The organism is Paraburkholderia sp. SEWSISQ10-3 4, from assembly GCF_030464785.1.
Classification (GTDB): Bacteria; Pseudomonadota; Gammaproteobacteria; order Burkholderiales; family Burkholderiaceae; genus Paraburkholderia; species Paraburkholderia aspalathi.
Genome location: NZ_JALPRI010000001.1, coordinates 871,148 through 887,384 on the forward strand (window position 1 = coordinate 871,148; position 16,237 = coordinate 887,384).

12 protein-coding genes are annotated in these 16,237 nt (G+C 58.5%); 3 read left to right on the forward strand and 9 right to left on the reverse strand.

Annotated elements, in window-relative coordinates:
• Positions 1-97: 97 nt before the first annotated feature.
• From M0D68_RS03945 to M0D68_RS03965, 5 genes are all read right to left on the reverse strand, one after another.
• Positions 98-3,652 (reverse strand): calcium-binding protein, encoded by a 3,555-nt coding sequence (locus tag M0D68_RS03945; RefSeq protein ID WP_266223836.1) that lies wholly within the window; start codon positions 3,650-3,652, stop codon positions 98-100.
• Between the two features lie 84 nt (positions 3,653-3,736).
• Positions 3,737-4,516 carry a hypothetical protein gene (locus M0D68_RS03950; RefSeq protein WP_266223837.1) on the reverse strand — a complete coding sequence of 260 codons (780 nt, stop codon included), beginning with the start codon at positions 4,514-4,516 and terminating at the stop codon, positions 3,737-3,739.
• A 227-nt stretch (positions 4,517-4,743) separates the two neighbouring features.
• Entirely contained in the window at positions 4,744-5,544 is an 801-nt protein-coding gene (locus M0D68_RS03955) for a hypothetical protein (protein WP_266223838.1), read from the reverse strand.
• A 727-nt stretch (positions 5,545-6,271) separates the two neighbouring features.
• Positions 6,272-7,387 (reverse strand): succinylglutamate desuccinylase/aspartoacylase family protein, encoded by a 1,116-nt coding sequence (locus tag M0D68_RS03960; RefSeq protein WP_266223839.1) that lies wholly within the window; start codon positions 7,385-7,387, stop codon positions 6,272-6,274.
• A 39-nt stretch (positions 7,388-7,426) separates the two neighbouring features.
• The gene (locus tag M0D68_RS03965; protein ID WP_054034078.1) at positions 7,427-8,194 is read right to left on the reverse strand and encodes a transporter substrate-binding domain-containing protein; all 768 of its coding nucleotides are present in this window, start codon (positions 8,192-8,194) and stop codon (positions 7,427-7,429) included.
• 116 nt (positions 8,195-8,310) lie between these two features.
• Between M0D68_RS03965 and M0D68_RS03970 the strand changes: the two genes are divergently transcribed.
• On the forward strand, positions 8,311-9,231 hold the full coding sequence (locus tag M0D68_RS03970; RefSeq protein WP_093634267.1) for a LysR substrate-binding domain-containing protein: 921 nt from the start codon (positions 8,311-8,313) through the stop codon (positions 9,229-9,231).
• 54 nt (positions 9,232-9,285) lie between these two features.
• Here the strand turns inward: M0D68_RS03970 and lysA are convergent, their stop codons facing one another.
• The gene (gene lysA, locus M0D68_RS03975) at positions 9,286-10,527 is read right to left on the reverse strand and encodes a diaminopimelate decarboxylase (RefSeq protein ID WP_266223840.1); all 1,242 of its coding nucleotides are present in this window, start codon (positions 10,525-10,527) and stop codon (positions 9,286-9,288) included.
• A 110-nt stretch (positions 10,528-10,637) separates the two neighbouring features.
• Between lysA and M0D68_RS03980 the strand changes: the two genes are divergently transcribed.
• Both M0D68_RS03980 and M0D68_RS03985 read left to right on the forward strand, forming a co-directional pair.
• A complete protein-coding gene (locus tag M0D68_RS03980) occupies positions 10,638-11,561 on the forward strand; it encodes a LysR family transcriptional regulator (protein WP_266223841.1) in 924 nt (307 codons plus the stop codon).
• A 63-nt stretch (positions 11,562-11,624) separates the two neighbouring features.
• The gene (locus M0D68_RS03985; protein WP_266223842.1) at positions 11,625-12,470 is read left to right on the forward strand and encodes an oxidoreductase; all 846 of its coding nucleotides are present in this window, start codon (positions 11,625-11,627) and stop codon (positions 12,468-12,470) included.
• Here M0D68_RS03985 and M0D68_RS03990 read toward each other — a convergent pair.
• From M0D68_RS03990 to M0D68_RS04000, 3 genes are all read right to left on the reverse strand, one after another.
• On the reverse strand, positions 12,467-12,886 hold the full coding sequence (locus M0D68_RS03990) for a rubredoxin (protein WP_093634270.1): 420 nt from the start codon (positions 12,884-12,886) through the stop codon (positions 12,467-12,469). The two genes, M0D68_RS03985 and M0D68_RS03990, sit on opposite strands and share 4 nt — an antisense overlap.
• 446 nt (positions 12,887-13,332) lie before the next feature.
• Positions 13,333-14,571, reverse strand: coding sequence for an aromatic ring-hydroxylating dioxygenase subunit alpha (locus tag M0D68_RS03995; protein ID WP_093634271.1), 1,239 nt, complete (start codon positions 14,569-14,571; stop codon positions 13,333-13,335).
• A 189-nt stretch (positions 14,572-14,760) separates the two neighbouring features.
• The gene (locus tag M0D68_RS04000; RefSeq protein ID WP_093634272.1) at positions 14,761-16,212 is read right to left on the reverse strand and encodes a glycosyltransferase family 2 protein; all 1,452 of its coding nucleotides are present in this window, start codon (positions 16,210-16,212) and stop codon (positions 14,761-14,763) included.
• Between the last annotated feature and the right edge of the window lie 25 nt (positions 16,213-16,237).

The window sequence follows — 16,237 nt, forward strand, 5'->3', positions numbered from 1 at the left end:
GAGTCAGTTACAGCATGGAGAACTATGCCGCGGATAGACACGCGGGCATCCGTGACGCAAAGCACCGCGGATGCCTGAACAGCAGATGAAGGAAGTGTTAGTACAGGTTGGCCGCGAGCATCGCTTGCGGTTGCTGCTGGATCGCAGCCAGCGTCTGCGAATTAGCAGCCGATTGCGCGCCGTAAGATGCCATGCCCGCAATCAGGTTGTTGACTTGCCGATCGGCGAGGCTCACCGTGCCAGTCGCCATTTGGAGCAGTTGCTGCCTGTTCCATGTCGTGCCATCGGCAAACTGCACCTCTTGCACCCCCCAAGCGCTGCCGTTCATAAACGAATCCAGCGTGATCTGGTCACCCGCGATGCCATCCGTCAGCACAATACCGGAATTGCTCGTGGCCTTCACCGTGACTGATGACGCGCTGATTCCCGCACCCAGTTGCAGCACGTTATGGGGCGTCTTGCTTGAGTCCAGTTCCGAAATCTCCAGTTTCCCGTAGCCCGCATTGAAGATGAACGTGTCGCCACCGCCTTGACTCTGGATATAGTCATTGCCGCCCTTGCCGTCGAATACTAGCCCGTTGGATGCTCCATAGATTTTGTCGTCGCCCGCCGTACCGGTTGCCGCCATCTGGAGCAGTTGCTGTCTGTTCCATGTCGTCCCATCGGCGAATTGCACCTCTTGCACTCCCCAGGATCTGCCGCTCATAAACGAATCCAGCGTGATCTGGTCGCCCGCGATGCCGTCCGTCAGCACAATGCCGGAATTGCTCGTGCTCCTCACCGCGACTGATGACGCACTGATTCCCGTACCCAGTTGGAGCACGTTATGCGGCGCGCTGGCGGAATCATATTCACTAATCTCAAGTTTTCCGTAGCCCGCATTAAAGATGAACGTATCGCCACCGCCGCCACCCACGACGTAATCATTGCCGCCCTTTCCGTCGAATACCTCGGCGTTGCCAGTTCCATAGAGCGTGTCATTACCCGCCGTGCCCGTAGTGGCCATCTGAATTAGCTGCTGACGCGTCCAGATTGTGTTGTCAGAGAACCGTACCGCCTGCACTCCCATTGAATCAAAGAGCATTGCCGAGTCCAGGGTGATCTGATCCCCCGCGATACCGTCCGTTAGCACCAGATTGCCACTGCTTGTCCCCCGTACCCTGACCGACGATTTGTTGATTCCAGGGCCAAGCTGAAGAACGTTGTAGGGACTGTTGCTCTTGTCCGATTCGTAAATTTCCAGTTTTCCGTACCCCGCGTTGAAGATGAACGTATCTCCACCGCCACCGCCCTGGACATAATCGTTGCCGCCTTTGCCATCGAATACTTCCGCGCTGGCAGTCCCGTAGAGCTTGTCATTACCCGATGTTCCACAGAGTGCGGCAACCTGAATCAACTGATACCTCGTCCATGTTGTGCCATCTGCAAACTGCACAAACTGGACGCCCCCGCCGCTGTCGCGTAGTTCCCCTACCAGCGTAATCTGGTCGCCTGTGACGCCGTCGGTCAGCACCATGTCGCCGTTGCTCAGGACCCTGGCTTTGATCGATGACGGGTCGATCCCCGAACCGAAGCTCAGTGTGTTGGCAGCCGCGCTGGAGTTTGGGTCACTTTCGCGAATTTCCACGACGCCATCACCGGCGGAGTAGTGGAATACATCGTGACCCGGCAACTGGTTGCTTGGGTCGTTGCCAGCGCGCTCACCGATCAGCACACTAACTCCCGGACCAGCATAGAAATCGTGATAGATCGTGCTGCCGGTTTCCTGGATGCGCCCCGATCCGTCGATGCTGATCTGGAGGCCCAAGGCAATGGCGTTCGCAATCGATGCGACGGTGTCGTTCGTCGCAGCGGCAACGTATTTCTCGAACACCGAGTTGGACATCCCCATGTCAAATCGCGCTGCGTCTGCGACGCGTAACAGCAGATCCCACGAAGCAAGATTTGCGGCGTTAATCGTGCCGAGACGCTGGAAGGCTGCGGCTAGTGCCGGTGCGAACGTAGCAGTCGCCTGGACCGTATCGGTGGCGGCGTCGTACCTGAATTCGGGCGCCATGCTCGCACCCAGAGGCGATTGCAAGACGAGGCGTGCCAACGCCGCGTCGTACAGATCATTCCAGGATTGTTGCAAGTAGGCAGCCGCCCTGATTCCCGGGTTGGCACCGTCGCCGGTTGTATTGAACGGCCGGCCCAGGTACTGTTCTACGAAGCTAAGTTGCCGTGCGTCAATCGAGCCACCACGCGACGTGGGCGCCACTTGAGTAACCCCCGCCCACTGGAAAAGAATCGCTTGCGCAGCCGATTCCAAGCTGGAGGGGCTGGTGCCAGGCGGTTGCTTCACAAAGATCTGCACGAGATTCTGCAAATCTGGATCGAGCGTCATGGCCGAGCGCAGGTCGCGCAATATCCCTGCGCCTGCCAATTGAGGGAGCGCCGCTGCAGTTGCTGTCACATCGACTGGCGTAAGCGATTTGGTGTTCATCGTGCTGTTGGCGAACCATGCATCGACAATTTCGCGAGTGGTGCCGTCTGCCAGCGTATAACTGCTAATCGAACTTATTTTATTGCCTGCGATGGTCTCAGTTACCGCAGTGGCATTCAGGTTGATAGAAACGATGCCGAGCTGACTGAGTGTGTAGAGTTCGCCTGAATCCGAAGTGCCGTTCCCGTTGGCATCGACCCACACCCGTAGGCTTGCGAATTCGGGATCGGATGCGTCGATAACATTGTCGTGATTGGCGTCGAGCTTACGCAGGATGTCAAATCCGTCAGTCGTTTCATTGCCGAATAGCTGGGTGATATTCGTGATGTTCTGGTCGTTCGGATCGAAACAAAGCAACCCCATACCGGCACCAACCCAGCCGGTTTGGCGGGCGAAACCATTGTTGGTCAAGTCGAAGTATGGAGAACTTGTGTTCAGCGGAGTCAGGTTGATTCCCGAACCAGTCAGGTCGAGGACAAGTGGGCTGATTAGAGGATACGTTTCCTGATATTTGCCCATTGCGGCGCCGCCAGCACCGGATTCTGGCCCGGTCCCACCAGCACCAAGCGCTCCCGTCTGACCGGAATCCGGCGAGCCTGTACCCAGCTGCGACTCGATGTCATTGAGCAGATTACTGATTTCGTTTGCGGCAGCTTTTACTGCGTCCGTAACTGCGTTGCTTGCGGTCATCGCCAACAATCCCGCTGCAGCCGAAATCGCCAGACCGAGACTGGCAATGGGGGCCAACGCTGCCGATCCGGCCGCACCAGCCGCCGCTAGCGCACCAGCAACACCCGCGATCAGCGACCCAATAGTGTTAACCACAGTCGATACGGAACTTGTCACTGCTAGGCCAGCAGCGCTTATTGAACCCTGATTGCCAGACGCTACTGCCTCGTTGTATGCAGTCAGCGAACCGGACATTGTGTCAATCTGATTCCCGAGTTTGTCGAACGCCGTCGCAATCCCATAACCGGTGCCGACTATTGAGCTAAGCGTCCCTAGAGTTGCACTGTCAGTTAGGGTCGCTTGAGCACTGGCAATTGCCGTACCGACGGCGACAGCCGTGCCTACTTTGTCGCCCCCGGCCGCTGTCTCCATGGCGATACCGATCGACGCGCCTGTATCGAATAATGGTTCGAGAAGATCAGAAACAGAATAGACCATCATAGTGTGGCAGTCCCATTTAAAGGTAAAAACGTAACATCAAAGCACCGTCAACCAGCTCGAGTTTTTTATTTCGAGTTGTCGTTATCAAAGTTTTTCATTTCCCTCTTTTCCTGTGAGAAGCCACCTCGCCATGTATCCGCGATAGGGCTCAGGCAGCGAATTGCCTTTGGTGTAAAGGATTCGGACCGTCGTGCACGTATCTTCATCGTTCGCTGTCTTCAGGCCAGTTAGCCCGGCAATGAAGGCTCTGGATTGCGGTCCATACATTGACTTTGCGATTTCCAGAATGCCTCGCGCCGCGTCTTCAGCAGACAGAACGATGAGCGGTGATCCATCCAGTTGTGCCTCGATGGCAGTTTTATTGACAAGGAACCACGCTTTCGCTTCCTCGTCGCTAAATGATTCCAAGACCGAAGAAGCTTGGACCATGAACTCTGTGGTGCTAAATCCGCCTTTTAGAAGCGTGCTACACAGATGGGTATCCAGCGACGGCAATATCTTGCTAACAGAGGACAAACGTTGCTCCAGCAGGTTAGTCGGTAACCTGGGCACTCCCTTTGTCTGCAGTTGGTCGGATAACCGCAACAGATGGCCGGGACTCGCTGAATCGTTGACGCCTGCCAGTTTCTTGTTATTCAGCATCCATTTTTTAAATTCATCGAACTCGCGATGTATTGGTGATGACGCCGAATACGGATTTATCCATGCATTGGGGTCATTCAAGATTAGATTGCTTATCTTGTCATCGCCGATCGTAGTCTTGCCGGCATCGTGCTTCTTCGTAAATAGGCATCCAAGGAAAAACGCCGCCAGCGAAGTGACGATTAAAGCGGAAATGGCCAAGCATCTCTTTTTGTAGCTCATTTGTGTCATTCCAGTGCGGTCCTAACCATGTATCGGAGCGGTGAGCAGGCGCTGGTGTGGCAGCCTTCTGTCGCTCGGGAACCTTTTAGCGTGGCCGCAATATTCGAAGAAACGCTGCGCGTTGCCATGCGGAAATTTCTGTATTGATGCCAGGAATGTTCAGGTGTGTCGAAAAATACGAGACGGAATAAGATAAATTCGCACTCGATATCAAATAGTGGCTGGCATCAAAATTTTTCATTTCCCTCTTTTCCTGTGAGAAGCATCCTTGCCATATATCCCCGATAAGGCTCGGGCAGAGCGTTCCCTTTGGAGTAGAGTGTTCGAACTGTCGCGCAAGCATCCTCATCGTTCGCTGTCTTCAAGCTAGTCAACCCGGAAATAAATGCCGTGGATTCCGGCTCATACATCGATCTTGCGATTTTTAGAACGCCCCGCGTTGCGTCTTCAGTTGACAGCACGATAAGCGGCGACCCATCCAGTTGTGCCTCAATGGCAGCTTTGTTAATAGCGAACCATGCTTTTGCTTCGTCGTCGCTAAACGATTCCATGACTGAAGAAGCTTGGACCGTGAACTCCATGGCGTTGAGTCCGCCTTTTAGAAACGTGCTGCACATATGGGTGTCCAGCGATGGCAATATCTTGGTGACAGCGGACAGTCGCTGCTCAAGTAGATCAGTGGATAGTCGAGGCAATCCCTTTACTGCTAGCTGGCCGGACAGCCTCAACAGATGACGGGGACCTGCCGCGTCGCTAAGAGCCGCCAGTTTCTTGTTATTCAGCACCCAATTGCGGAATTCATTGAACTCACCGTGTATCGGCGACGACGCCGGATATGGATTCATCGATACAGTAGGATCGTTGCCGTTTGAGTTGGCATTGATGATCCTTGCATCACCTCCCGCCACCGCACCGGCCGTAGTCTTTTCTGTATCTTGCTTCCTTATAAAAAAGCATCCCAGAGAAAACGCTAGTAGGGAAATGATGATCAAGGCGGCAATGCCCAGGTATTTTCTTGTGCAATTCATTTATCTTATTCCGGTGCTGTCCTGACCATGCGTCGGAGCGGTGAACAGGTGCTGGCGCAGCGGGCTTTTCTCGCTCGGGCACTTTTTAGCGTGCCTCGCAATCATCGAAGAAACGATCTGCACGCGTCTAGCAGAAATTTCTGCATTGGTGCCGGGAATGGTCAGACACATCGAAGAAAGCGGCTATCGATCGGCTATCTGTGTTGCTTGGGCAGGTAGGCGGATTGGCGCTGGCGAAGTGCGGACCGCGACACAATGCTAGTGCGTGATAATGGAATGTGACCGAATGAATTGCTGGTCTTCCAGATGGGACAGACGCTATACGCGGGGGTCGACTATGCGCACGTGTTCGGACCTAGCTCCTAGCTTGGCCGTCCTAGCGGGGATGCAACTGACGGGTGCGATATGGCATTCCGTCACGGTTCGTGGGAGTCTCGTATGAGCTGTCCGCGGGGACGCCGATATATATACCGGCTGGGTTCCAATTGTGCCGGTGGCAGATGGGGCTCCAGATGACTCCGGAGCCTCCTCGAATTGGATCGTACCAGTTAGTGTTTCAAATTCTTCAGGGTCATCGGATCCAACTGAAAAAGGCAGGCCATACCTTTGCTGTCCGGCACGGCATTTGCCTCGCCTTTTGCCGCGAGACCAGCGTTGTAAGCACACGGCAAGGAAACTCCTCTGCCCTAACAGCCTCAGACAAAATCGCTACAAAAGGCAAAGACTCTCACGCCCCCAACAAGACCCCGGTCCTGAACGCCTTCTTCCCCGTAACCCGCCCCAACGGCGCCCCGGCCGTCACAAACCGAATCGCGCGCCGCATATAAAACACACCCTCGGTATTGCTAACGAGCGTAGTCGTCTCATCCGTCAACGGATCGACGATATCGAACAAGGGCTGCCCAACACGAATCGTGTCCCCGATCTTCGCGCGATGAATCAGAATCCCGCTAACGGGCGCATAAAACTGCTCGCTGCCAGCGAGCGGCGTCGCAGGCTCAAGCAACTCGGGCAAAGGCTTCACATCAAGCTTAATAGCCTTCCGCCAGACCAGATAATCGACCAACGCGTCCGCATCCTCCTGCGCGACTTCGTAAGACACATCCCGTTGCCCACGGCATTCCACAGTGACAGCAATCGCCCCATTGGGTACCGGCTTATCAGCAGGCATAGCTTCCTGCAGTTGCCACCACAACAAGCTATGCGTCTCATCAAACGACTCCCCACCCGAGTTAGTCGCCAGCAACGAAGCCTGCGCACCAAGATACCGTGACAGAGGTTCAAACTCAGGCCACGCCGCCTCACTGGTATAGAGATGCATCGCCGCTTCCAACGAGCAATGCAAATCGATCACCACATCCGCATCGAACGAAAGCTTCAGCAAAGCCAACTGCAGCGACTCGAACTCAGTCAACGGTTTCTGCTCAGCCAGTTCAGCAGCAATCAACTCGCGAACAATCCGCCGATTCTCCGCAGCATCCGTACCCAACGCATCCTTAGCCCGCTCCACCAGTTTCGAAAACTGCATGAAGTGTCGATTGAAGTTCTTGCCGCTGCCCAGATCGAAGCGCCCAAGAAACTGCCCGAGTACGTACTGTCCAAGCCCAACCGGATTCGCGACCGGCACCAGCACGATTTCCGCGTTCAACGCACCTTGCTTCTCCAGTTCAAGCAATCGACGCTTAAGCAAAACCGTCGTCAGCATCGCCGGCGTTTCATCAGCATGCAGCGACGACTGGATATATATCTTCTGTCCGCTATCCGCAGGACCAAAATGAAACGACACCAGTTCGCGGTGCGTGCCGATGGCCGGCGACAGAAGCGGAATCGATTGCTTATTCATGAGAGCAAAAAGCCTGGAGAAAAATATGAAGTGAGAAAATCAGTTGCCGTACGGATCGAAGTCGAAGTACTTCTTCGCAATCTGCGCGTACGTACCGTCCTTGCGCATCGAAGCAATCGCCTCGTTAATGGACGCCTGCACCGCAGTCTCATCCTTGCGCAGACCGATACCTACGCCGCGATCACCCATCGAAAGCGGCTCGCCGACAAACGCAAACCCCTTCCCCGCCGGCGTGCGCAAAAAGCCGTAGTCGGCTTCAACAGATCCGAGCAGCGCGCCATCGAGGCGACCGTTCTGCAAGTCGGCGAACACCTCATCCTGACTCTTGTACGCAACCACGTGCACACCAAGCGGCGCCCAATTCTTCAGGGCGTAACCCTCGAACTGCGTCCCCGACTGCACACCGATCTGCTTGCCAGCCAACGCATTCAAACCGCCCGCGAGCGCCGAACCTTGTCGCGCGATCAGCCGCGATTTGAACTGGAACAGCTTCGACGAAAACAGAATCTGTTGCTCACGTTTCTCTGTGATCGCCATCGACGAAAGGATCGCGTCGATCTTGCGCGCCTGCAGCGCCGGAATCATCCCCGAGAATTCGAGTTCGACCCACTGGCAATGCGCATGGATGCGCCGGCAGATCTCGTTGCCGAGATCGACGTCGAAACCTTTGAAGCTGCCGTCGGGCGCCTTGGAGTCCATCGGCGGATAGGTCGGATCGATGCCGAGGCGCAGCGTGGCGGGGTCGGCGGCAAACGCAGCACTGCTGAAAGCCAGCGCGGCGCTCAGGATCATCAGCGGAATTTTCATGGGAGGCGGGTGTGGGTTGGGCGGATTACTACTGGGCCATCCTATGCCGCCGTTGCGCCTCAAAGAAGTCCCGAAAGTAATATCATGATCACTTTTACCGATCACAGAGACTTCTCATGGCGCTGACGATCTCCCAGCTACGCGCGTTCACCGCCGTTGCCGAGCACGGCAGCATTCGCGCGGCGTCGCGGGCGCTCGGCATCGCCCAGAGCGGCATCACGCAGCAGTTGCAGAACCTCGAATCGATGCTGGGCGCGACGTTATTCACCCGCACGAACCGCGGCATCGCGCTGACCGCGCTCGGCCAGCGGCTCTTGCAGCGCGCCGGCGCGATTCTCGGCGAATGCGAGCGGGCCGAGCAGGAAGTGCAGCAGTTGCGTGGCGACTACGCGGGCGAGGTCACGTTCGGCATGACCACCGAGCCGCTGATCGATGCCTTCGCGCCGGTGCTGATGGAATTCCGCGCGCGCTTCGAGCGGGTCGCGGTGCATTTGCGCACCGGCACCTCGCGGATGATGATTTCGTGGATTCGCGAAGGTAGGCTCGATTTCGCCGTCGCGCTAGTGTCGAAGCACACCGATACGGCCGATCTGTCCGTGACGCCGCTCTATCCGTCCGATCCTGTGGTGGTCTGCCGTCGCGGTCATCCGAAAGCGGGTGCCACCTCGATTGCCGATCTCGCCGATTGCACTTGGGTGGCGACGCCCTCGCCGAATCTCACTGACGATCCGCAGGTCAATCGGCTGAACCATCTGTTTGAGAGCCACAGTCTGCCGCCGCCGAAAATCATCGCGACGGTTGAAGGTCTGTATGAGACGCTGCATCTGGTTGGCGCGACGGACTGCCTGTCGCTGGAGTCGTCGATTGTCGTGAAGCGTGGGCCGTTTGCGAGCACGCTCACGTCGATCAATGTGCGCGAACGGGCGGTCGAACAGAACGTCTGCCTGTTGCAGCGCGCGGCGATTCCTGTCACGCCAGCCGCACAGGAACTCGCGACGATGATTGCGTCGTACATGCGCACTGTGCGGGCGCGATGAGCGTTGGAGCATAAAGAGCCCAACGAGCGCTCGCAGCAACCACGCTCGACAAAATCAATCTGGCGTTTCGAGCGCGATCAACTCCTCGATAGTTTGCCTGCGCCGAATCAACCGCGGCGTGCCGTTCTCCACCAACACCTCAGGCGCCAGCGGCCGGCTGTTGTAGTTCGATGACATCGCCGCGCCATATGCCCCGGTGTCATGAAACACGACGAAGTCCCCTACTTCAGGAGCCGGCATGGAGCGGCTCGTGACGACACCGCCCGCCTCCTGCGTGAACACATCGCCCGCTTCACACAACGGCCCGGCCACCGCGAAAGAGCCAGCCGGTGCTTCGCTCGGCACGCCACTACCCTTCACCACCGTCATCTCATGATGGCTGCCGTAAAACGACGGCCTCACCAGATCATTGAATCCCGCATCCACCAAGGCGAACTGCCGGTTCGGCCGCCGGTTCAGCGCGTGCACCTCGGCAACCAGCACGCCCGCTTCGGCGACCAGAAAACGCCCCGGTTCGATTTCGAGTCTCACGCGATGCCCGAGACGCGCTTCGACCTGCTTGCGTGCCGCGTCCCAAAGACGGAAATAATGTTCGACGTCGATCCGCGGTTCGCCTTCGCTATACGGCACCGACAAACCGCCACCGGCCGAAATCGCTTCGATATCGTGGCCCAAGCCTTGCACCGCTTCGACCATCGCATCGCATACCCGCGATAGATGCGTGTAGTCGACGCCGGAACCGATGTGCATGTGCAGCCCGACCAACTTCAGACCGTAACGCCGCACCATGGCAATCGCCAGCGGCACGTCGTCAAGCCAGATACCGTGCTTGCTATGCTCGCCGCCCGTATTGGTTTTGTTGCTATGCCCGTGGCCGAAACCAGGATTGATCCGCAGCCACACACGGTGCCCTTCAGGCGCCTGCCGTCCAATACGTTCAAGCATATCGAGCGACCCGGCGTTGACCGTGATGCGATGCTCGATCACTGCAGCCAGCGTTGCGTGATCGACGAGGTCAGCCGTAAAAACCACGCCCTCTGGATCGCCATCCGGCGTGAAACCCGCCGCGAGACTGCGCGAGATTTCGCCTAAAGACACCGCATCGACCATCGCCCCTTCGTCGCGCATCAGCTTCAGGATGTGTACATTCGAACACGCCTTCTGCGCATAGCGAATCACGTCGAAACTACGCAATTCGGCAATACGCTGGCGGATCACATCGGCGTCATAGACCCAAAGGGGCGTGCCGTACTGACGCGCAAGTTCGACGAGTTGTGTGGGATTGGCTGTGGTCACGGTTCGCGGCTCTCTATATCGAAGCATTAGTGAGCAACATGATGCTGAGAACCGGTCATTCAGTAAAATACCTATTCTTTGTGAATCCATTCATTCTTGATATACACATCATGGCGCTCACTCATCGACATATCGAAGTCTTCCGCGCGTTGATGACAGCAGGCAGCGTCACCAAAGCAGCCGAGATGCTCTTCACCTCGCAGCCCACGGTAAGCCGCGAGCTGGCGCGCATGGAACAGAGCATCGGTTTTGCCTTGTTCGAACGCGTGCATGGGCGGCTGCGTCCGACCATGTCCGCGTTGACGCTGTTCGATGAAATCAAGCGCACGTATATCGGGCTCGAACGGGTGGCGTCCACGGCGGCAAGTCTGCGCGAATTCCAGGGCGGCCAGCTTTCCATCATCGCGTTGCCCGCGTTTTCGCACTCGATCCTGCCAGGCGCGGCGAAGCGTTTTCACGATGTACAGCCCGGCGTCAGTCTCTCGATCGCAACACAGGAATCACCGTTTCTCGAAGAATGGCTGACCGCGCAGCGTTATGACCTCGGCTTGACCGAACACGGCGCGCCGCCTGCTGGAACACGCCTGACGCCCTTGCTCGAAGTGGACGAAGTTTGCGTGCTGCCCGATGGGCATCCATTGCTCGCCAAGCGCGTGATCGAATTGAAAGACTTCGCGAATCAGCCCTTCATCAGCCTGTCGTCGAACGATCCGTACCGGATTCAGATCGACGAAGCCTTCACGCAAGCGGGCATCGCGCGCCGCCAGATGATCGAGACGCCCACCGCCGTCTCCGTGTGCAGTTTCGTGCGGCAAGGTCTCGGCGTGGCCATCGTCAATCCGCTTACGGCGCTGGATTTCGCGGGCCGCAATTTGCATATCCGGCCGCTCGCCGTGTCGTTGCCGTTTCGGGTGAGCGTGGTTCATCCGGAGCATCGTCCGAGCCATCCGCTGGCCGGCGCATTCGTTGAAGCGCTGCAAAGCGAGGCCGCTGAGTTAAGAATACAATTAAAAACCCACTCAAAACGCAAGTAGCAATAAGGGCGCTATTCGACCAACAACCCGCGCCACGTTCGCCCATCAACAGGAGTTTCCCAAATGATGAATCGAGACAATCCCGTCTGGCTGATTACAGGCTGTTCCACCGGCTTCGGCCGCGAGTTGGCGAAGTTGGTGCTGGCGCGCGGATGGCGCGCGGTGGTCACCGCACGCGACGCGTCGAAAGTGAAAGATATCGCCGAAGCGCACGGCGACCGCGCGTTGGTTCTGCCGCTCGACGTGACGAACCGCAAGCAGATCGACGACGTGGTCACGCAGGCCAAGCAGCGTTTCGGGCGCATCGACGCGCTCGTCAATAACGCGGGTTACGGCTATCTGGCCGCGATCGAAGAAGGCGAGGACGACGAAGTCCGCGCCATGTTCGAGACCAACGTGTTCGGTCTGGTCGATATAACGAAGGCGGTGTTGCCGATCATGCGTGAGCAGCACAGTGGCTTGATTGTGAATGTGTCGTCGATTGGCGGCATCACGAGTTTCGCCGCGACCGGTTATTACCACGCCACCAAATACGCGGTGGAAGGTTTGTCCGAATCGCTCGCGACGGAAGTGAAGCCGCTCGGTATCGACGTATTGATCGTCGAACCCGGCCCGTTCCGTACGAACTGGGCGGGTCCGTCGATCAAGCAATCAGCGACGGAGATCGACGACTATGCGGCCACGGCCGGTGAGCGCCGCAAACAGACCGAGGCGCGCAGCGGCAAGCAGGCGGGTGATCCGGTGCGCGCCGCCCAGGCAATCATCGACGCCGCGCTGTCAGACAAGCCACCGCTGCGTTTGCTGCTCGGCAAGGCCGCGCTCGAACTGGCGCGCAAGAAGCTCGACTTCATGCGCGGCGACTTCGATGCGTGGGAGGCCACGACGGTCGGCGCGGATTTTCCGGCTTAAAACTCGACCAACGCAAAATCTTCCTTGCCCACGTCGCACAGTGGGCAACGCCAGTCGGCCGGGACCTCTGCCCAGCGGGTGCCCGGCGCGATACCTTCTTCCGGCAAGCCGGCGGCTTCGTCGTAGATCCAGCCGCAGATCACGCAAACCCATTGTTTGAAGTCGTCCGCAGGCGCCGCGCTTTCTTCCGCGGCATGTGGCGCATCGACCGCGCGCGACGCCGCCGTCGTCTCATCAAGGCTCACAACCAAAGGCGCGACGGTACCCGCACTACTTTCAGCCAGGCGTGCCTGCAGGGTTTCCAACAGCCGTTGCGCTTCGACCTGCGTCAAATCGATCCAGTACGGATCGCCGGCGCCGTCGTTGAGCCGTTCGGGAGAAAACTGAATTTCTACAGCGACGCCCTTCTTGTACATGGCAAATCGGAATATCGATGAAGCCGGCGACGAGCGCCGGCATAGGGTCGGATGCTTGAAGCGAGGGCTTCGTGGCGGGGTCAGGCGAACTGGTTCAGCACAATCGCTGCGATCAGGCCGGCGGCGCCGATGAGGCCCAGCAGTTGCAGCAGAGTGAGGGATTTACGGGATGCGGTGGGGATGTGTTGCGTAGTCACGAGGCGTTCTTAAAGATTGGAAAAAGCGAAATGGTACACGGGTCGGAGGCGCGCGCATCTCGATTGGCGCAAACCTCGGCGTGCCAGATGCCATTATCGCTGCTCGATCGGCCTGAATTCCCTACCGGGTGGAGATGGATTCATTCTCCACCGGGTGGAAAGCCGACTTACGAAAGCGCCACCTCGCGTGCATGCTCAGACACCGTTGCCACGATCGCGGCAACGGTCGAAGCCCAAAAAACTCGAATATCAAGTATTCGACAATGGATTGCCGTGACGCGAATCCCAGAAGCGGATCACGGCAGCGCCACCCGTGCCGGCACCCACCACCTGATCCGGCGCGCCGCTTTCGCGCAACAACGCGCGTAGTTCGTTGATGACCGGAAACACCTCGTGATTCCAGTCCGCGCCCTGCGAATCGTGCGCACGTTGTTCCGCTTCGACGATTTCGCGGTCTTCCTTGAAAATGCGTTCGGTGAACCACACGAGCAGCGGCCACGCGAGATTCAGCACGCCGGGAATGCCCGGTTTGCGAATCGATAGCAGGCCAAAGGTGCGGTTCGTACGCTGCTCACGATCGAGCGGCACGTAGACGATCCACAAATCCATCACCAGCGTCTGATCGGACGTGCGGATCTGCAGCGTCTGATACGGATACTCGGTGCGGATCGTCATCACGTCCTTGTCGTTGTCGCCACCGGTCTTGCGGCTCTGGCCGAACACGATCGCCTCGCCGATCGGCTGCTGGCCGGCCATGCGCGCAAACGTGTAATCGACTTCGACCCAGCCCTCGCCGCGCCGCCGGCCCAGCGAACGTGCGCGCATCTGACCCATCTGGCGGCGATGCAGGAACTGATGGTTCATATCCATCAGATTCTCGTGCATGAACGAATAGTGGCAATTCACCGGACGGCCGAAACGGCGCGTCTTGTACTTTTTGTCGGATACGGAGCTGAACGCGGGTAGCGGCCGTTCTTCGGCCAACTCGGCATTGCCGGGAAACACAAAAATCAGGCCTTCGACTTCGCGGCACGGATAAGAACGCACGCCATTGGGCAGCCGGTCGCGGCCCAGATACGGCACGTCGATGCAGGTGCCGGAGCAGTCGTAGGTCCAGCCGTGATAGCCGCAGCGGATCGACTCGCCGTCCACCACGCCCTGATGCAACGGTACCTGGCGATGCGCGCAGCGGTCTTCGAGCGCGAACACCTTGCCGGACTCCGTACGCGCCAGCACGATCGGCTCACCCGCGAACGTCACACCATGCGTCTTGCCCCGCTTCACCTCATGCGACCACGCGAGCGGATACCAGTAATCAGGGTGAATACCTACGCGCCGCAGATCGCGCACTGGGGCGTCGTTGGCGGCCTGATCCGGCGCGTGGGGTTTCGCGCCTGTTGAGGCGTTGGTTTGCGCGGCTGTATGAGCAGGCGACGCATCGACCGGCGCATCGACGGTGTCTTGTTCGAGCGGGGGAACAGCATGCATAGGTGGAGCCTCCGTGCACGAGCGGATAGAAGGTGGTCGCCCTGCAATTCGCGGGCCGACATCGCCGTACAGTCTACTCGAACCCGAAGCGGCATGGTTCCCCCGCCTGCGTGCCGTGTCCGGCTCGCCGCCCGTTGGGTTGGCGAGCCATTCTTCCTCTCCATATGCCTTTGGTCAGATGATCGGCGGCTAGCTTTCGTCGCGCGTCACGAGCCCGGAGCGGCGTTGCACGCCCCACGAGCGTCCGCCGCGCAGGAAATGCAGCCAGCCGAGCAGAGCGCCGACGTGTCGCACGAGCTGGAATGTGAATGGCTCGGCGATCGCCGCCAGCACCGCCATCCACAAACTGGAGCCGGTGCGATGGCCAGTCCAGCGGCGATACAGATGGATACACCAGAGATAAAACGCGAGGTCGATCGCCGTTTTAAGGCCGATCACGCTGAAAATCGACACGACGATCGCGCCATGCCCGCCGAACAGAAAGCCGAGCAGCAACGCGAAGGCGGTCAACCCGTAGATCGGCTGCATCGTATCGATGGCCTTGACCGGCAGCATCAGCATGCCCATCTTGCCGTAGCGCGGGTTGCCGGTCATGTCGCGGTTCCAGTATTGCGTTTGCAGGAAACCCGCAAACCAGCGGCGGCGCTGCCGCAGGAAACTGCCGAGGTTGTCCGGCGCGTCGGTGTGCGCATGGGCATCGCCGACCACACGCACGTCCCAGCCGAGATCATGATCGACCGAATAGCGGCGCAGCCGATGAATCAGTTCGTAGTCTTCGACCAGGCACTGCGGATCGAAACCGCCCACGTCGACCAGCGCGTCACGCCTGAACGACGCGAAGGCGCCGGAAATCAGCAGCAGACTGTCGGCGCGCATCCACGCAAAACGGGCGATGAAGTTGCGCATGTACTCGTAGGTCTGGAACCACTGGAACACGCGGCCCGACACCGATTTGCCGCACACCGGCACCAGAATGCCGGCCGCCGCGACCAGCTTCGGTTCACTCGCGAAGGCGGCGCGCATCGCGTAAGTAGCGTCGTCGTCGAGCAGCGTGTCGGCGTCGACGGTCATCACGGTCTCGGTGGTCATGACCATGATGGCGGCGTTCAGCGCTCGCGCCTTGCCGCCGTGCGGCACGCGCAGCCAGTATAGATTCGGGTACAGCGAACTCGGCGCGCTCAGCACGCCGTCAGCGGCGGCAGTGAGGCCAAAGCGTTCGGTGAGCAGCGCGTGGGTGGCATCGGTGGAACCGTCGTCGGCGATCACAATTTGCGCCGGGCCATGTGTCTGACGCAGTAGCGCGGCGAGCGTCACCGGCAGTACCGTTGCCTCGTTATGCGACGCGACAATCACACCCATGTCCGGCAAGTTGCGCGCATCGAAGTCCGGCTCGAGCGGCGGCGTGGGCCGCATCAGCGGCAGCGTTTTCCAGGTGACGAACGCAAGCAGCAAGGTGTCGTACACGACATACGCGATGCCGGTCGACCACGCCACCACACCTTGTAGAAAGAATGCGCGGGCGAACAGCAGCAACCACAGCACGACGACGCTGAAATGAATCAGCGTGCTGAGCAGCGTAGTGGGACGCGGCAGTATGCGCGGCGATGCGAGGGCGAGCGCCTGTTCCAGAGTTTTCTTCAAAATGACTGCCGAGTTCGTCGTTGGT